This window comes from Glaciecola sp. MF2-115, from assembly GCF_047250385.1.
Classification (GTDB): Bacteria; Pseudomonadota; Gammaproteobacteria; order Enterobacterales; family Alteromonadaceae; genus Glaciecola.
Genome location: NZ_JBLBVM010000051.1, coordinates 78230 through 96166, shown reverse-complemented (window position 1 = coordinate 96166; position 17937 = coordinate 78230). Strand labels below are relative to the sequence as shown.

15 protein-coding genes are annotated in these 17937 nt (G+C 40.3%); 10 read left to right on the top strand and 5 right to left on the bottom strand.

Features of this window, described 5'->3' with window-relative positions; genetic code table 11:
• Positions 1-69: 69 nt before the first annotated feature.
• Together ACKLNX_RS09875 and ACKLNX_RS09870 are read right to left on the bottom strand one after the other, a co-directional pair.
• On the bottom strand, positions 70-1764 hold the full coding sequence (locus ACKLNX_RS09875) for an NAD-dependent malic enzyme (RefSeq protein WP_412972230.1): 1695 nt from the start codon (positions 1762-1764) through the stop codon (positions 70-72).
• A 147-nt stretch (positions 1765-1911) separates the two neighbouring features.
• A complete protein-coding gene (locus tag ACKLNX_RS09870; protein WP_412972229.1) occupies positions 1912-4575 on the bottom strand; it encodes a penicillin-binding protein 1A in 2664 nt (887 codons plus the stop codon).
• 138 nt (positions 4576-4713) lie between these two features.
• Here ACKLNX_RS09870 and pilM point away from each other — a divergent pair, with 138 nt between their 5' ends.
• The 10 genes from pilM to ACKLNX_RS09820 all read left to right on the top strand — a co-directional run bounded on the left by pilM (position 4714) and on the right by ACKLNX_RS09820 (position 16417).
• Positions 4714-5778 carry a type IV pilus biogenesis protein PilM gene (gene pilM, locus ACKLNX_RS09865; protein WP_412972228.1) on the top strand — a complete coding sequence of 355 codons (1065 nt, stop codon included), beginning with the start codon at positions 4714-4716 and terminating at the stop codon, positions 5776-5778.
• Complete coding sequence (locus ACKLNX_RS09860) at positions 5766-6353, top strand: PilN domain-containing protein (protein ID WP_412972227.1); 588 nt, start codon at positions 5766-5768, stop codon at positions 6351-6353. The genes pilM and ACKLNX_RS09860 overlap by 13 nt, the downstream gene beginning before the upstream one ends.
• On the top strand, positions 6353-6970 hold the full coding sequence (locus ACKLNX_RS09855; protein WP_411692673.1) for a type 4a pilus biogenesis protein PilO: 618 nt from the start codon (positions 6353-6355) through the stop codon (positions 6968-6970). The genes ACKLNX_RS09860 and ACKLNX_RS09855 overlap by 1 nt, the downstream gene beginning before the upstream one ends.
• Complete coding sequence (locus ACKLNX_RS09850) at positions 6970-7524, top strand: pilus assembly protein PilP (protein WP_412972226.1); 555 nt, start codon at positions 6970-6972, stop codon at positions 7522-7524. Before ACKLNX_RS09855 ends, ACKLNX_RS09850 begins: the two co-directional genes overlap by 1 nt.
• On the top strand, positions 7517-9277 hold the full coding sequence (locus tag ACKLNX_RS09845) for a type IV pilus secretin PilQ (RefSeq protein WP_412972225.1): 1761 nt from the start codon (positions 7517-7519) through the stop codon (positions 9275-9277). The genes ACKLNX_RS09850 and ACKLNX_RS09845 overlap by 8 nt, the downstream gene beginning before the upstream one ends.
• A 298-nt stretch (positions 9278-9575) precedes the next feature.
• The gene (aroK, locus tag ACKLNX_RS09840; protein ID WP_411692670.1) at positions 9576-10091 is read left to right on the top strand and encodes a shikimate kinase AroK; all 516 of its coding nucleotides are present in this window, start codon (positions 9576-9578) and stop codon (positions 10089-10091) included.
• Between the two features lie 40 nt (positions 10092-10131).
• Positions 10132-11205 carry a 3-dehydroquinate synthase gene (gene aroB / locus ACKLNX_RS09835; protein WP_411692669.1) on the top strand — a complete coding sequence of 358 codons (1074 nt, stop codon included), beginning with the start codon at positions 10132-10134 and terminating at the stop codon, positions 11203-11205.
• Between the two features lie 82 nt (positions 11206-11287).
• Positions 11288-12892: an SPOR domain-containing protein gene (locus tag ACKLNX_RS09830; protein ID WP_412972224.1), complete on the top strand. Its 1605-nt coding sequence runs from the start codon at positions 11288-11290 to the stop codon at positions 12890-12892.
• 105 nt (positions 12893-12997) lie between these two features.
• Positions 12998-13831: a Dam family site-specific DNA-(adenine-N6)-methyltransferase gene (locus tag ACKLNX_RS09825; protein ID WP_412972223.1), complete on the top strand. Its 834-nt coding sequence runs from the start codon at positions 12998-13000 to the stop codon at positions 13829-13831.
• 189 nt (positions 13832-14020) lie between these two features.
• Positions 14021-16417, top strand: coding sequence for an EAL domain-containing protein (locus ACKLNX_RS09820; RefSeq protein WP_412972222.1), 2397 nt, complete (start codon positions 14021-14023; stop codon positions 16415-16417).
• Position 16418: 1 nt separating this feature from the next.
• On the opposite strand, the gene ACKLNX_RS09815 is transcribed toward ACKLNX_RS09820, so the two are convergent.
• The 3 genes from ACKLNX_RS09815 to ACKLNX_RS09805 all read right to left on the bottom strand — a co-directional run bounded on the left by ACKLNX_RS09815 (position 16419) and on the right by ACKLNX_RS09805 (position 17795).
• A complete protein-coding gene (locus ACKLNX_RS09815) occupies positions 16419-16601 on the bottom strand; it encodes a DUF2970 domain-containing protein (RefSeq protein WP_411692665.1) in 183 nt (60 codons plus the stop codon).
• Between the two features lie 6 nt (positions 16602-16607).
• Positions 16608-16919, bottom strand: coding sequence for a hypothetical protein (locus ACKLNX_RS09810; RefSeq protein ID WP_412972221.1), 312 nt, complete (start codon positions 16917-16919; stop codon positions 16608-16610).
• 234 nt (positions 16920-17153) lie between these two features.
• A complete protein-coding gene (locus ACKLNX_RS09805) occupies positions 17154-17795 on the bottom strand; it encodes a TorF family putative porin (protein WP_412972220.1) in 642 nt (213 codons plus the stop codon).
• Positions 17796-17937: the final 142 nt, after the last annotated feature.

Below are 17937 nucleotides of genomic sequence, written 5' to 3'. Positions count from 1 at the left end.
TTTGAGAACACAAACTAAAAGGCCGATTCGTTTTCACAAATCGGCCTTTCCATATTGATAGTATTTAATTTAGATACTAACGCGCTTGTACGGTCGATATTCTGCTTTCCAGAAATTTCCTTCAATGCGGCTTTTTAAAAGCTCATCAGGAATAGGTAGCGCCAACTCTTGCTCCATCGCTACTTTAGCAACAGCAAATGCAATCTTGCGACTAAGCTCACCAATTTCAGTTAGAGGTGGCAGTAATTCACCATTAACATCATTCACCATCGGCGAAGCATCTGCTAGTGCATTACTTGCAGCCATGAGCATGTCATCGCTTATTCGACTGGCCTTTGCAGCAATTACGCCTAAGCCTATACCTGGGAATATGTAACTATTATTACACTGCGCGATAGGAAATACGCGACCTTTGTATTCCACAGGTTTGAATGGGCTGCCCGTTGCAATAACAACATTACCGTCGGTCCATTCAATCACTTGTTCTGGCCTTGCTTCAACTTGTCTTGAAGGATTACTAAGCGGGAATATAATGGGCTTTTCACTGTGTTGCGCCATGGCTCTAATAGTTTGCTCTGTAAATAAGCCCGGCTGACCAGAAACGCCAATTAGCACATCAGGTTTAGCGCAGTTAATCACATCTAAAAGGGATGCATATTCACCACTGTAAGACCAATCGTTTATGGCATCTTTAGACTGTTGTAGTACTTGTTGGAAGTCGCGGAGGTTTTCCATGCCCTCGGTTAATAGTCCATAACGGTCTATCATAAACACATGCTTACGCGCTTCTTTATTGCTTAAACCTTCAGATATCATTTGTTGGATCAGCATTTCAGCTATTCCACAACCTGCCGAGCCTGACCCCACAAAAACGACATTCATGTCAGACAGCTTAGCGCCACGAACTCTGCAAGCAGCCAATATTGTACCAAGCGTCACTGCTGCAGTGCCTTGTATATCGTCATTAAAGCAACACACTTCGTCACGATATTTTTGTAATAAAGGCATAGCGTTTGGCTGTGCAAAGTCTTCGAATTGGATCATGACTTCTGGCCAACGTCTGCGAGCTGCAGAAATAAACATATCGACAAACTCGTAATACTGCTCGTCTTTAATACGTTCGTGACGCGCCCCCATGTACATCGAATCATTAAGTAACTTAGGGTTGTTCGTGCCTACATCTAACATAACCGGCAAAGTATAAGCTGGACTGATACCGCCGCAGGCTGTGTACAAGGATAGTTTACCGATTGGAATACCCATTCCACCAATGCCCTGATCGCCTAAACCGAGGATGCGCTCACCATCGGTGACAACAATCACTTTCACTTTTCGTTTTGTTGCATTACGCAAGATGTCATCCATTAAATGACGCTCTTCATAGCTGATGAATAAGCCACGTGAACTTCGGTAAATATCGGAAAAGCCCTCACACGCATCTCCTACTGTCGGCGTGTATATAATCGGCATCATCTCTTCGATATGCGCTTGCAACAAACGATAGAACAAGGTCTCGTTGTTATCCTGAATAGAGCGCAAATAAATGTGCTTGTTCAAGGGGTTTTCGAAACCTTTATATTGTTTATACGCTCGGCTAACTTGCTCTTCAATTGTTTCATATCGAGGAGGTAGCAAACCTAGCAAATTGAAGTTTTTTCTTTCTTTTTCTGTAAATGCGCTGCCTTTATTTAATAAAGGCGTTTCAAGTAAAGAAGGGCCCGCATGCGGAATATATAAGTGATTGTGCTGACTGCTGTCGCTCATTCGTGAACTCTCTTTTTTGCCTAGTGCATTAATGATTTATCTGTCTTCTAATGTGTAAGTGCCCGCCACCGAACACTTATTTTGGACAGAACTTGTAGCTATAGTATAGATAATTGTATAGAAAACCCCGTAAAATAATTGAGTCGATTAGAAAATATCGTCAAGATCATTTCGTTTTGGATTTTCGTCGTCTATGGGCAATGATAACTCATCATCCACTACATAAGTGGTTGGTTCAGTTCCCACTTTAAAATATTCGAACATCGCAGTGTGATCTGTACGCCGAGTTAACTTGCCTGTTTTACGATCGATTCGAACCCTGACTATGCCTTCTGGGATAACTTTTGGCACTTCGTCTTGGTCTTTGAGCACATCCTGCATAAAACGAATCCATGCCGGTTGCGCCCCTTTAGCACCGTCTTCTACACCAATCATGGCATTACCCATCCAATTAAATTTCTCTGGGTTTTTGTTTACCAAGTTTTGATTTCGTGACACACGACCCAATTGACGGGACGCATCATCAAAACCAACCCATGAAGTTGCTACTAAATTTCCAGCAAAGCCGCTAAACCAGGTGTCTTTTGAATCGTTGGTAGTACCGGTTTTTCCGCCAATATCATCGCGTTGTAAAAGGTTTTTAGCGCGCCAACCTGTGCCTAACCAATAGGTTTTGTTGTTCCAATTACCATTTGCTTTAACGGCCGTTCTCATCATTTCCGTCACTAAAAATGCAGTTTGAGGGTTAACAACTTGTTCAGCAGAACGTTTGTCCACTTTCTGTTTATTCTGTAATTGTTGATTGAATTGAGCTGCTAACATAGCCTCGACATCAGACTCATCAACAACATCCTCCTCCGTTTCCGTTTTTTCAAGGTCTTCACAAGGGTTGCAAGCATATGCCGGTTCCGCCTGCCAAATTAATTCACCAAGGTCATTCTCAATTCGTTGTATAAAATAAGGACGCACAGCAAAGCCACCATTAGCTAACACAGCAATGCCCGAAACGACCTCTAAGGGTGTATGTGAACCAGAACCCAAAGATAAGGTTTCATCACGAGGAATGTCGTCTTTGTCGAAACCAAAACGGGAAATATAGTCGACTGTTTCATCTAAACCAACGCCTCGTAACAAACGCACCGAGACAACGTTTTTTGACATGCCTAACGCGACACGCAAACGAATAGGTCCTTCATATACTGCGGGTGAGTTTTGTGGGCGCCATGCAACGCCTGATGAGCTATCCCATTGATTTATAGGCGCATCATTGATGATACTAGCCAAAGTGTAACCACTATCTATAGCACCAGCATAGACAAATGGCTTAATGTTAGAGCCTACTTGTCGTTTCGCTTGTGTTGCTCGGTTAAATTGACTTTGATAAAAGCTATACCCACCTACCACGGCCTTTACAGCGCCATCGTGTGGGTCCATTGCAACTAATGCGCCGGTTGCATCTGGGAATTGTCCGAGTTGCCAAACATCGTCTTGAGGGCGCTTTCGGATATATATCAGCATACCTTCTTTGAGGATATCGCTGGCAAATTCAGGGTCATCTCCTTGGGTTTGATCATCAATATAAGGTCTTGCCCAATCCAAGCCGTCCCAAGTTAGCGTGATTTTTTCGCCATCCGCAATGATCACTTCGGCAGATTTTTCAAATACAGCAAGCACTGCCGCGGGAAGTAACGGCTTTATTTCGTCAACGCTATCCAAATACGCTGTTACTTTCTCAAGCGACCAAGCATTTGGATTAAGGGCTTCTGAATCCATAAAGTCAGCGAGAGTCTCATCATTCTCAATATCGTCTTCTGGTTTAGGAAGTTCAAGCGGTTCCCACAACTGTGCTAAAGGCCCTCTAAAACCGTGCCTTTCATCATAGTCATGTAAGTTCTGTATTACCGCTTCTTGCGCTGCTTTTTGCATACGATAGTCGGCAGTAGCATATACGTTGAAGCCACTGGTTTCCGCAATTTCTTTTCCGTAAATTTCAACCATTTCATTGTAGATAAGGTCAGCTAGATAAGGTGCGTCAAGCGCTAGCTCAGCGCCATGCTTTTTAGCGGTAACGGGTGCTTGCGATGCTTCATCGAACTGTTGGCGGTTAATATATCCTTCATCTAGCATACGCAATAAAACGATACGACGACGCTGTTTAGAAAGTTCTGGCCTGCTGATAGGATTGAGTTTAGAAGGTGCTTGAGGTAAACCAGCCAAGGTAGCAAGCTGTGCCAGGTTCAACTCATTTAAATTCTTTCCGTAATAAACCTGTGCGGCGGCACCAAAGCCAAAAGCACGATGGCCTAATTCAACCTTATTTAAATATAATTCAAGAATTTCATCTTTGCTTAACTCTTGCTCCATGTGCAAGGCGATGAATAATTCCCTTATTTTACGACTAAATACTTTTTCCCTTGTTAAGAAAAAACCTCTAGCCATTTGCATGGTTAAGGTACTTGCACCTTGCCCCCGCTCTCCTGTCACAATTAAATTCAAAAAGGCTCGAGCAACGCCAATAGGGTCCACACCAATGTGACTGTAAAAACGACTATCTTCAGTTGCGATCAAGGCCTGTACCAAGGTCTCGGGGACATCTTCAAGTGAAACCGGTATTCTTCTTTTTACCCCATATTGAGATATCAACTTGCCATCTTGAGTAAATATACGCATAGGTGTTTGTAGCTTCACTTCTCGAAGAACCTCCACACTCGGAAGTTCCGGTTTGAGATAAAAATACATACCTATGATGCTAATGACACCTAGAAAAAAACCTATGATGGTCAGTAATATGAGTTTCTTTAATAACTTCACTGTATTGTTTTCACATTTATTAGTTGGGTTTAAATACTCAATTTTTATACCTAGGTGTCGTTAACAGATCCATACAGTATAAAAAAATCAGTATTATTTGTACCTATGATACTAGAACTATGACAGAGCTACTATTCAATGAAATCGCTTTTTAAGAAAAAAGCCCAAAGTATTATCGGGCTAGACATCGGAACTAAGTACGTCAAGGCAGTTTGCCTAGATGTTAGCGGTTCTGTAGCTAAAGTAAATGCTTTCGCTTGCGAACCTATCATGGGTTCCGCATTTAATGAGCGCGAAATTAAAGACTTTGACGCTGTCAGCAAAGCGTTGGCGAAGATTAAACACAACTTAAAGACAAAAAATAAAAATGTCGCTATAGCCGTCGCTGGCGCATCCGTCTTAAGTAAAGTGGTTTTTATGGAGCCTAATCAAACAGATTTCGAATTAGAAAGTCAGATAGAGATTGAAGCTGACAGTTTGATTCCATACCCACTTGAAGAGGTTTATTTAGACTTCGAAGAGTTAGGCGAAAGCAAAACTCACAGCGGAAAAGTAGAAGTGTTACTGAGCGCTGCGCATAAAGACATGATTGATAGTCGCATTACCTTAGTAAGAGAAGCACCTTACGAGCCAGTCGTTATGGATATTGAGGGTTACGCTTTAGGCAATGCACTAATTCACTTCGCTTCACACAGAAAAGACAAGCCAACATGTTGTATCAATGTCGGTGCAAGTCTATTGCAGGTGTGTTTCGTTGAAGATGGCGAAGTTATTTATAGTAAAGAACATAACTTCGGTATGAACAAATTCATACAAGATTTGGCCGTGATTCATTCTTTAGATATTCAAGAAGTTGAAAATCAAATATCGGATGGCTCTGCACCTGAGTCTTGGTTTAAAGATACCTTGCCAATGTTTTTGTCTGCCTTACAGCAACAAATTCAACGTGCATTGCAAATGTACGCATCAACAACCCACAAGCAACAGCCTGAAAAGATTCTTATTTCTGGCGGTGCTGGTTCACTACCAACAGTAGTTGAAGAGTTATCTAAAGATTTAGGCATTGAAGTAGAAGCGTTCAACCCGTTTTCGAACTTAACTATCGCTGACAATGTTGACGCTGAAAGACTAAATAAGTTTGCTGCACAATTAGCGATAGCAATGGGCTTAGCAAGTAGGAGTTATTCGCAATGGCACATGTAAACTTACTTCCTTGGCGTGAAGCTCAACGTCAACGCCATAAGAAACAGTATATTGGTTCATTGGTCGTTATTTCGATTGTAGTACTTGCTGTATTTTGGGTGTTGGGTGAAGTGATTGAAACTCAAATTAGAAATCAAAATTCGAGAAACAATTACTTGCAGCAGCAAATTGGTGTTCTTGATACGAAAATTGAACGCATTAAGGATATACGCAGCACTAAAGGCGAAATTGCACAACGCATGGCGCTTATTGAACAGCTTCAAATCAGCAAAAACGTATCACCAATTGTTTTTGATGAACTCGCTCGAATTGTACCAGCTGGCGTTTCCTTTGAAAAAATGTCACGCAACGGTAACTTAATTGAAATCGTAGGCATCAGTGAGTCAAACAATCGACTGTCTTCATTTATGCGAAACCTTGAACAATCTGAAGTCTTTACGAGTGGCGTGTTATCTTCAATAACTGCTGATGTTAGCACTTCAAATGCAGTAAGTGACTTTAAATTGACCTTCTCTATTACGCAGAAAGTGGCTCCTGTCCAAAAAGCGATAGAAGAGAATGAGGAGAATCGATAATGGCGTTTGATTTTTCCAAACTTAAAGAAATAAATGAACTTGATTTTGAACAGGTTGCAATTTGGCCGAAAGAAATCAAAACCGTTGTTGCCGTTTTCTGCATCGTTGTTGTAAGTGCAATTAGCTACTACGCAATTATCAGCAGCAAGCTGCCAAAACTTGATAGCGCGAAAAGCAAAGAAGTTGAGTTAAGGGGTACGTTTGAATCTAAGTATAGAATCGCGGTTAACCTTGAAGCTTATGAAAAGCAACTTGTAAGAATGCAAAGTGACTTTTCATCAATGCTGAAAACATTGCCTACTAGTAATGAAACACCAGGTTTACTTGATGACATTACATATGTCGGAACCGATGCAGGTTTATCGTTCAAATTACTTAATTGGCAGCAAGAGAATCCAAAAGAATTTTACACCGAGTTACCTATTCAACTCGAAGTTAAAGGAACGTATCACGAGTTTGGTTTATTCACGTCAAACATCGCGAACCTTCCACGAATTGTCACCTTACATGACTTCGACATTACGAATAGCCAAGGTGTACTTAGTTTGAAAATGCAAGCAAAAACATATCGAGCTGCGACAACTCAGGCCGATACAAATACTGAGGAGCAAGAATAATGACAAGAATGAATAAAAATTATCTTGTACTTGCGACTTGTATTGCCTTGTCAGCATGTAGCGCAAAACTTGATGACTTAATTGCTTACACAGATAGCGTAAAATCGAATACAAATGTCAATATTGAAGAATATCCAGAGTTTGAGCAATTAAAACCTGTTAACTATACATCGAGTGGTTTGAGAAGCCCATTTCAAAGGCTGCAACAGGGAAATGAAGAAACAGCTAGCGTTGCAGTACAGACTGCTAACTGTACCCAGCCTAACCGACAACGGGCTAAGCAAAAATTAGAGTCATACGGTATCGATGCATTACAGATGGCTGGTGTATTTAGCACTGGCGGTCAAAAATGGGTACTTATCAAGGCCAATGATGGCACTTTACACAAGGCGAAACGTGGTCAATACATAGGCCTGTTTTTCGGCAAAATAATTAACATAACGGATAAAGAAGTGGTTATTGAAGAAATGTTACCTGACGGCGCTGGTTGTTGGAAAACCAAAGCTGCCACATTAACCATGTCATCAGTAGCTGGGGAAAATGATAATGTCTGATAAATATATTTTTAACAAGCGCTTAAACGCCAACAAACCGCATTGGGCCTTAGTAATTGCGTTCGTTTTGGCCATTGTCAGCTTGGGTGCAGTTGCTCAAGAGTCTGAAGATCTTATCGACTTGGTTAACCCTCAGGGTGAAGCAACGTTGAATAGTATAGCCACTTTGAACAGTATCGATTTCAATCGTTCTGCAAAAACAGGTAACGTACTCATTGGCTTTGCAGGTAAATCACCTGCTGTCACGATCGTAGAAGCTAAAGGCAAGGTTACTTTAACAATGAAAGAGACTTCTTTAGCAGAAGATCAATACGTTGAAGTAGATGTAAGCCAATTTGGTACTGCAGTTCAAAGCATTGAAACATTTCAAGATGAAGATAAATCGATTGTTGAAATACGTTATACAGGCACAGTTCGCATCAAAAAAATGGATGACAATAGTTTAGTCACTATCGCAGTTACCCCATTAACGAAGGAAGAACTTAAGCAGGCTAAGAACACGACATATGAAGGCAAGCCTATCTCGCTTGATTTCCAAGACGTACCAGTGCGTCAAGTTCTACAAATTATTGCCCAGGTAAATGGTTTTAACTTGGTAACTACTGACACAGTAAACGGTAACGTAACAATTAGCTTGTCAGGTGTACCTTGGGATCAAGCGCTTGACATGATTTTGAAAATCCGTGGTTTAGATAAGCGTTTAGAAGGTAACATTCTATTGATTGCTCCTACTGAAGAGCTTACTGCTCGCGAAACTCAGCAGCTTCAGTCTAAGCAGCAAGTACAAAACTTAGCAGAACTAAGATCTGCAAATATCGAAATCAATTATGCTAAAGCAGATGAAATTGCGACAATTCTGAAAACTAGCGATGGCGGTATTTTATCTAACCGTGGCAACGTAACAGTTGATGCGCGTACTAACACAATTTTGATTCGTGATACTCAAGAGAGTATTGATGAAGCTCGCCGTGTTATCGACGCTTTAGATGTGCCAGTTAGACAAGTACTAATTGAATCACGCATGGTAACTGTGCGTGATAATGTTGATGAGCAACTAGGTGTGCGTTGGGGTTTCACTGGCGCTGGTAACGACAACTCGACTTCAGGTTCAATTGTTGGTGCGGACACTGCAGGACAAGGCATTGTTCCAGACATCGGTGACAGATTGAACGTTAACTTGCCTGTATCAAGTGCAGCAGGCGTCATCGGTTTCCAAATTGCAAACTTGGTAGACGGTAATATCCTCGACTTAGAGTTAAGTGCTTTAGAAGCGGAAAACAAAGGCGAAATTATTGCCAGTCCACGCATCACGGTTGCTAATCAACAAGAAGCTTACATTGAGCAAGGTACTGAAATTCCATTTGTTCAAGCAACTTCAAGCGGTGCAACATCGGTAGAGTTCAAGAAAGCAGTTTTAAGTTTAAAAGTAACGCCACATATTACCCCAGACAACAGAATCATATTGAACCTCGTTGTTACACAAGATACACGTGGTGACACAGTTTCTACTTCTACTGGTCCAGCAGTGGCAATTGATACTCAAGAAATTAGTACTCAAGTACTAGTAGAAAATGGTGAAACAATTGTTCTAGGCGGAATTTTCCAACAAGTTAGTACAAATGATGTCACTAAAGTGCCGCTACTTGGAGATATTCCATACGTCGGTAATTTATTTAAAACAAGTTCAACTATCGAGCAAAAACGTGAGTTACTGATATTTGTAACACCAAAAATCATCGAAGAAGGGTTTTAGTTGCTGATTTATTAGTGTAATTACACTAATATCAGCACCCCTTGATAAAGAGTGAAGGTACAGCCTTCGCTCTTTTGCAGTTCTAAAGAGCAGTTTTTTATATTTTCCTTGAATAAGAATGCTTGCATATCATGCTAGTTAATTGAGATAATCCAAGCATAGATTTTCCAATGAGGAAATTATTCGCTCGCAGTGACGTTTAAAAATTCGAAACGCGTCATTGTGGTAGTTAAAGTTGGCTAATAAGAAAACATCAAGCCCACTTCAATCTTTTATAAAGAATGTGAATTAATCAGACATGGCTGAAAAACGTAATATATTTCTTGTTGGCCCAATGGGAGCAGGAAAGAGCACTATCGGTAGACACCTTGCAGACGAACTCCACCTCGATTTTTACGATTCTGATCAAGAAATAGAGAAACGCACTGGCGCAGACATCGCATGGATTTTTGATCTTGAAGGTGAAGACGGTTTTCGCAAACGTGAAGAGGGAATTATTAATGACCTCACCGACAAGCAAGGCATTGTTTTAGCGACTGGCGGCGGCTCTATTGTCTCAAAAAATGTGAGAAATAGATTATCAGCACGCGGTATTGTCGTTTATTTACAAACAACTATCGATAAGCAAGTAGCTAGAACGCAGCGTGATAAGCGTCGCCCATTGCTTCAAAATAACGATCCTGAGCAAGTACTAAGAGACTTGGCTGCAGAACGTAATCCGCTATACACCGAAGTCGCCGATTATGTTGTTGAAACAGACGACCAAAGCGCAAGAGCAGTCGCAAACCAAATAATCAGTAAGATTGGTTTATAAGCGCTTAATTTTTAGGAACTTTTAGAAAGGATATCGCGCTATGCCCACATTAAACGTTGATTTGGGAGAGCGTAGCTACCCCATCTATATTGAAACCGGTTTGTTTAATCAAGCCGGTTTTTTGCTTTCTGCAATTCAAGGAAAACAATGCGCAATCGTTAGCAACGAGACCGTTGCTCCCCTATATTTAAATTCTATAAAGAAGACTTTAGACGAAGCCGAAATCCATTCTTTTGAAATTATTTTACCCGATGGTGAACAGTATAAAACCATTGAATATTTCAACACCGTTTTGACACAATTATTAGAAAACAGAGCCGCCAGAGACACGACGCTCATTGCTCTCGGTGGAGGTGTTATTGGAGATATGGGAGGTTTTGCAGCAGCTTGTTACCAACGTGGCATTCCATTTATTCAAGTTCCAACCACCCTACTGTCACAGGTCGACTCCTCTGTTGGCGGAAAAACTGCGGTTAATCATCCGCTTGGGAAGAATATGATAGGCGCTTTCTATCAGCCCAAAGCCGTGTTTATCGATACTAATTCTCTGTCTACTTTGCCTGAGAGAGAATTTTCTGCCGGTATGGCTGAAGTGATAAAATATGGCATTATGTACGATGGTGAGTTCTTTTCTTGGATCGAAAACCAACACAGCGCGATTAGAAACCGTGATCCCGACGCTCTTCGCTACCTAATTGCGAGGTGTTGCGCCATTAAAGCAGAAGTTGTGAATTTAGATGAAAAAGAGCACGGGGTAAGAGCTTTATTGAATTTAGGTCACACCTTTGGCCATGCAATTGAAGCCGAGAAAGGCTACGGTGTCTGGTTGCATGGCGAAGCAGTTGCAGCTGGCATGGTGCTTGCAGCAAAGTTAGCATTGTTAAGAAATTGGATATCGGCGTCAGATTTAAGTCGCATTGAGCAATTGATTCAACTATTTGCTTTGCCTACTGACGGCCCAGAAGATATGAATTCTGAGGACTATATCCAACATATGCAGCACGACAAAAAAGTGTTGTCAGGTAAAATGCGATTCATTGTGCCAACATCAATCGGCGTTGCAAAAGTCATAGATGATGTTACAAATGAAGAGTTGAGTAGTATTTTAAACTAAATTGCGTTGACCAAAATAGCGTTAACGCTATTTATAATTTCAGTAAAAATTTGATTGGCCAAATTGAAAAGGACGTGACTGATTGTCGGAATTGCAAGATCGTTTAGAACACTTAATTAATTATTCCTCTCAGCTTATTTTTGTAAGCGGGGATAGTATTGCTCAACAACAGAGAACTCTTGAAGACTTTTTATCCGTTCAAAAAGAAAACACCGAAATATCATACTTCACTTCTGAATTAACAATGGAGTCCCCTGACTTCCGCCGCATCATTTGTCGTCAATTACTAGGACAAAAAGTAGGTAGCTTTGTGCGGCCTTTGAAGGAATTACTGAAAGATCTGCATCAAGAACCGGGGCCGTTTCTGATTTGTATTAAACAAGCACAAACACTGCCAAACCCATTCTTGCAGGAACTTTGGGACTGGGTAACTGAAAGCAAGAAACTAGATACTAATCATCATGTTAACGTTATCCTATTTGGGGAAACTGCTTGGGCAGAAAAAGCAAAGAAATGGCTTCCTAAACGCAACAGTAGTCGCCCCGTTTTACTCTCATCACAGTCAGTTGATTCAAGCAAATTTGACCTGAATGCTCTCGAAACGCTAATGGCGGAAGAGCGTCCAAATTTTGCCCTTGGTTTTTTCAAAAGAGATGAATTCGCCCCCCCAATTGTTACGCAAAAATGGTTTATTGCTGCGGTTATGTTCTTACTTTTCTCCGTTTTTGTAGGATTAATGAGTTGGCAGTATCCGGATCACGTCAAGTCATTACTTCAAACCGGGTCATTGCCACCAGACTCCGACCTCAATGCAGATCAGCTTGCCTTACTGAATGAGCAACTGGACAGAGAAGTGGTGCTTGGTCAAACAGCACAAAAGGAAAAAGCACAAGAAACCGAAACACAAAACGATTCTGGTTTAATTGCAACTTGGGATGAAGCTAAGCAAACAAGCAATACAAAAATTAAAACCTTAAAAGTAGATAATGAAGCTCTAGCGCTCGAACCCAGTTTAGCTAACCCCCAAGCAGGCGATGAGCTCAAAGTAAGTTCGGCATTCGAGATAGTGAAAAACGAAGAACTTGTGGATTCAAGAACTGCCGAGTCAGGTCTTATCGATGAAAGTGTCAATTCCAATCGCCTTGGTGACCCAAGCACCTTTGTTGAAGGTTCAAGCTCTGAGAGCTCTGACCTAGAGGGTGACTTTGCAGTGCCTGACATCATCAGCGTTGAACAATTAGATGCAAGATTGGGAAATGAATTACTGCCAGCTCAAGAGCTCTCCTCTACTGAAGCTTCCTCTGTTGAAGCTTCGCCATCTTCCCCTACAGTTATCGAGGACGCAACACCAGCTGAACCAGAAACGATCGCAGATACGACTAACTACGAATTTGACGAGACGGAAATATTAGCCCTATCAGAGCCTGCCGTTTTATTACAAATTTCGGGGATACAAAATCGCAGCGTTCTAAGTGAATTTATTGTAGATAACCAATTGCAGAATTTCGTTTGGGTATATCAAACCACGCGATATGGCGGACCTTGGCATGTCGTATTGTTTAATCAAGCCTTTGATAATCTTGCGGATGCGCGAGAAGCTGCCGCACTTTTACCACAATCTGTTCAGGCAACCTCGCCGTTTGCAAAAGATCTTGCACAAGTAAAACTCGAAATACGAAATCGATAATAAGTTGTTCAGCTGTTTTTTAAACGCGTAAATTTTTTATGGTCTGCGCTTTTTATGGTAGTCTATTGCCACTTTTGAAAATATTTTGCAGTAAAAATCACAGTCGTGCATAAAAATAATAAGAATAGGGCCTTTTTAAAATGGGCTGGCGGCAAATATTCCTTGCTTGAGCATATTCTCCCTCATTTACCTCATTCACCAAAGTTGATAGAACCCTTCTTTGGCGCAGGCTCGGTTGCACTTAATGCTGAATACGAAAACTATCAACTGAACGATATTAATAAAGACCTAGTAAATTTGTACAAATTGATTCAGGGATCGTCTCAGGCTTTTATTGAAGAACTAGCGCCCTTATTTACCAAAGAAACAAACGACTCAGACTTTTATTACGAACGCCGAGAGGAGTTCAATTCAAGCGATGATAAATTTCGCAGAGCCTTGCTTTTCGTATATTTAAACCGCCATGGCTACAATGGTCTGTGTCGATACAACCGCAAAGGTGGATTCAATGTTCCCTTTGGACGTTACGTAAAACCGAAAATGCCTGATGCTGAAATACGCAACTTCGCAGCGCGCTTTCAAAAGGCTGAATTCACTAATTTGGATTATGTCGACGTTATTAAAAAAGCACCTGATAATAGCGTTATATACTGTGACCCGCCCTACATTCCAATTAGTAAAACAGCCTCGTTTACGCAATACGCGACTAATGGATTTAGTTTAGAAGCTCAAGAAAACCTAGCGAATACTGTGAAGGAAGCGGTTGCTTCACGTCCAATAACCGTTGTAATTAGTAATCACGACACGCCACTTTCTCGAAAGTTGTACCAAGGTGCTAAGTTCAAAAGTTTTTCCGCCCGACGTTTTATTAGTCAAAATGCGCAGAATAGGAAACCGGTAAAAGAACTTGTCGCGATTTTTTGCAATAAAAATATGTGAGCTAGTCAATCTGCTATTAAACGACTTATTCCTGTTCGCTCCTCCTGCTAAAGTATATAATATTGAAACATTCTAGCGCTTTTATCATCTGATCGAGCGGTTAAGCAAATCTTTGAAGTTTTATGAATTGCTAGACGGAGAAAGCTATTAACCTTAGTTTTCATACAACAGGTATATAAATTTTAATTCATGATTCGACTCCGCGGTTTATTATCTAAAATTCTATTATTGGTTATTGTTGTAGCCATACTATCTTTGGCTGCATCTTATGGCTTTGTTACGGCGCAACAAAGCGCTCGATTTGAAGAAAACGTTAACGAGCTCAAGCAGTCTCACCTCAAAGCAACTCAATTAATACTCCAACAACAATTAAAAGAGCAGGTTTTAACTGCAAAAGAGCTGCTAACCCTAGGTGATATAGCGAAAAAAACACCTGCAGAGGCATCGGCTTATTTAGAAAATATTTGGTCAAGAATTCAGGCAAGTTTAGCTTTGTCATCTATGTCGCTTTCAAACCCAGAACACACCTTCAAAATCGGTGAGTTTCCTTTGAACGCAATTAAATCGCTGAATGAAACAGTGCTCGCAAGCTCTCAAGCAAGGTCCGCTATTATTTGTCACTCAGTATGTGAACTCGTTTCAACAATTCCTGTGCAGGATTGGCAAGGTAAGTGGGTGTTCACTCTTGCTTCAGATATCGCTCCATCCGTCGAGTTTTTGTATCAAGTTGTGGGAAGTGATATTGGCGTACTTGCTCCAAATGAAGATCCTATCAAAGACCAACTCAATCTAAAACGCTACATAACAGGCATTATGACCGGTGTTGGAAAAATGGATGGCTTGTTAAGTGCAGAGTTAACACATGAAGAAATTAAGCAGGTGGAATCCATTGGCCTTCGTCAATCTTTTGAGGGACGGGATTACTATATTTGGTTTGAAATCCTAAGCAGTGTTGGTTCCGACTTAAAATTTATGTTCGTTAGGGACATTACCTCTTTAATTTCAGAAGAAAGCCAGCAAAAAGAACAAATTATTATTATCTTCATGACAGTAACGTCGGGTATTTTACTCACTCTCATAACGTTTTCTATCATTCCAATTTCTAAAATTAATAAACTTCGCAGAGCAATCAAGCTCATTGCGAACAAAGAATATAATGCAGCTAGGTATCGACTTGGGAAAGCCGAAAAACCAAAATTTAATGATGAGCTTCACGACCTAGAAGATGAATTTAGAAACGCCATTAACATACTCGAGTCTTACGAGCATGAACTAGATGTTTCGCAAAAAAGATTATTACGCCAAGCAACCATTGATGGGATAACCGGCTTGTATACACGCAATGTCTTAATTGAAGATTTACTGCGAATACGAAATCAAAGCTCAGCGTTAAATGTGGCAATTTTCTTTTTAGATTTGGACGGGTTTAAGCCAGTCAATGATAATTTAGGTCATGGTGCTGGCGACATTATGTTGAAAAAAATCGGTTATCGTTTAAAGGGCGTTTCGAATAAATTTATTAAAGTATACCGCATTGGCGGTGATGAATTTGTGATCTGCTACAGCGACTACAACAGTGAAAAAGCATTATTGCAAATGGCCGAATCGATAGTGAATTTATTCGCAGCTCCCTTTCATGTTTATGAAACGAATATCGCTATTAGCGCGAGTATCGGAATTGCACTTCAAGAAGCCAATAAAATCGATGCCGACCAACTACTTAGATATGCGGATATTGCTATGTATCAAGCGAAAGAAGAAGGCAAAAATAGATACCGATTTTTCGATGAATCAATGCGTGCCCGAACTCAGTTAAAGTTCACCATAAAAAATGACTTTGTTTCTTCACTCGCAAATGATCAGCTTTTTCTGGTTTATCAACCTATCGTTGACAGCGAAACACGTAAAGTTAAAAAAATAGAAGCACTGTGTCGTTGGGATCATCCAGAATTAGGCTTTATACCACCACTGACTTTTATTGATGTGCTAGAAGAAAGTGAAAACATGCATTCCCTGTTTGAGTGGATAGTTGCAAATGTCATTAAAGAAGCCATATTCCTAGCAACCGTAGGACTTAAAGATGTCATAATTTCAATTAACCTGAGCGCTTCTCAACTTGTGGATGAGCGTGCTTTTGACCTGCTCAGAGATCAACTAAAGCTAAACAATATTGAACCTAACAGAATAGAATTAGAGATCACCGAAACGACCTTAATTACTAATTTTAAACAAGCTAAAGCATGGATTGAAATGGCGACAGAAATCGGCTTCAGAGTAGCAATTGATGATTTTGGTGCGGGTTACTCGTCGTTATCATATTTAGCAGCCTTCAAATACGATACAGTCAAACTCGATCGTTCATTACTCGATAAAATCGATGTCGACACAAGACAGCAACGGATTGTTGGTTCATTAACCCAGATGATCCACAGTCTATCTGTGCCAATAGTAGCGGAAGGTGCCGAAACAGAAGCGCAATATGAACAGCTTAAAAAGCTAGGATGCGACTTAATTCAAGGCTATTTGATTTCCAAACCGATAAAGCATGAAGAGTTGGCTATTTTTTTAGAAACTAATAAATCGTGAGCTAAACGAGAGTATTAACTAAGAGAACAAGGGCCAGAATAAATACAATTACGAGAATGACTCCCGTAATGATAAACGGAATAGGAGAACTTTCGGTAAAGTCTTCTTCATAATTACGTTGTGACTGCACGCCTAACATACTCGCTGAGACACTTTTAAGTAATCGAAAGCATTTGTTAAGCATTAAAGCCTACTTCTTATTGTCAGATGTAAATTGTGAGAGTAACTCTAGAAGATCAAGAAAATGAAACTGATTTGAGCTTGATTTGTTGGTGATCCAAGCTATCCAACTTACTTCATTGCCTTTTGCTTGGCACGTTGAACTGAGAGACATGTTGTTATGAGATATGTTTTCAACTACGTCATTTTGACTACAAACGTCGATTGAGGGATGGAAAGTAGTGATGCTAATATATATACCGAACGTCAAAATACTAAGCGCTGACATTAATTTCATCAATGGCGACTTATTAACTACTGTGCGGTTTAATACCTTTTTCATCGTCTATTCCACTCTTCGCATCTGAACCGTGCATTTATATAGGATCTGTAAATAGAAACTATAAATTGTAAGGTTATCACTTTCTTGTGAGGTTTTTAGTATAGCGCAAACCATGAGATGTACAATAATTAATCGCAAACAAAAAAAACCTGCAAACCACATAGCTTGCAGGAAGAGTAAATCTTAAGTTTTATTATTTTAATTGTAATTCGTGCGCTTAACTAACTGGATAAATTATAGATCGAAGGATTTGCTGATTGAGAAATATAATGATTCACTATCATCTAAGTCAGATCCGCTAAGTACCAAACCTACACCTACATCAAAACCACCTATTTCTGTGCCGTAAGCGATTTCTCCATACTCACCCTCTGCATCCTTACCATAACTACCAATAGTGGCTGACCAACCATCTTTCTCAATACCAATAGTCACTAAAGAGTAGTCACCTTCCGTAGCTGCCTCATCACCTACAACACCATCCCATTTACCTTGAACATAGCCGACTGAAAATAGACCAAAACCTGCACCCAAGCCAATTTCATTGTAGGCACTATCAAAATCACCAGTATATTGATATGTTGTAAAATTAGCATCTAAGCTAACTCCGTTATCTAACTCAATGCCATAACCAGCATATAAATCAACTTCAAGTCCATCCTCAACCTCAGCTGTCCAGGCGCCAGCGTAAAAACCGGTATCACCTGCATAATCAAGACCCGCACTTGTTGATGCTGATTCAGTTTGTTGAATACCACGGAAGTGATAATCAGATACAAGACCGATATTAGCTGACCATTCTGCCATTGCAGTTTGGCTAAGAAGTGCTGTGCTTAAAATTGTCGCAGCCATTGCTGTGCGTTTAAAAGTTTTCATGTGTGTTCTCCGTGAATTTTAAAGTTGCTAATCCACATACAGCAAAAGTGATGCCTATATATTTGAAATCAAAAATAAATACTTATCGCTCTGATATTAATCAGTTTTTTATTCAAAATTGATTTTTTGTTTGAGAATAAGG

Bases quoted from the DNA above. Each gene is read 5' to 3' on its own strand.
- ACKLNX_RS09875 (WP_412972230.1), bottom strand. From the start codon at position 1,764: ATGAGCGACAGCAGTCAGCACAATCACTTATATATTCCGCATGCGGGC.
- pilM (WP_412972228.1), top strand. From the start codon at position 4,714: ATGAAATCGCTTTTTAAGAAAAAAGCCCAAAGTATTATCGGGCTAGAC.
- ACKLNX_RS09860 (WP_412972227.1), top strand. From the start codon at position 5,766: ATGGCACATGTAAACTTACTTCCTTGGCGTGAAGCTCAACGTCAACGC.
- ACKLNX_RS09855 (WP_411692673.1), top strand. From the start codon at position 6,353: ATGGCGTTTGATTTTTCCAAACTTAAAGAAATAAATGAACTTGATTTT.
- ACKLNX_RS09850 (WP_412972226.1), top strand. From the start codon at position 6,970: ATGACAAGAATGAATAAAAATTATCTTGTACTTGCGACTTGTATTGCC.
- ACKLNX_RS09845 (WP_412972225.1), top strand. From the start codon at position 7,517: ATGTCTGATAAATATATTTTTAACAAGCGCTTAAACGCCAACAAACCG.
- aroK (WP_411692670.1), top strand. From the start codon at position 9,576: ATGGCTGAAAAACGTAATATATTTCTTGTTGGCCCAATGGGAGCAGGA.
- aroB (WP_411692669.1), top strand. From the start codon at position 10,132: ATGCCCACATTAAACGTTGATTTGGGAGAGCGTAGCTACCCCATCTAT.
- ACKLNX_RS09820 (WP_412972222.1), top strand. From the start codon at position 14,021: ATGATTCGACTCCGCGGTTTATTATCTAAAATTCTATTATTGGTTATT.
- ACKLNX_RS09815 (WP_411692665.1), bottom strand. From the start codon at position 16,601: ATGCTTAACAAATGCTTTCGATTACTTAAAAGTGTCTCAGCGAGTATG.
- ACKLNX_RS09810 (WP_412972221.1), bottom strand. From the start codon at position 16,919: ATGAAAAAGGTATTAAACCGCACAGTAGTTAATAAGTCGCCATTGATG.
- ACKLNX_RS09805 (WP_412972220.1), bottom strand. From the start codon at position 17,795: ATGAAAACTTTTAAACGCACAGCAATGGCTGCGACAATTTTAAGCACA.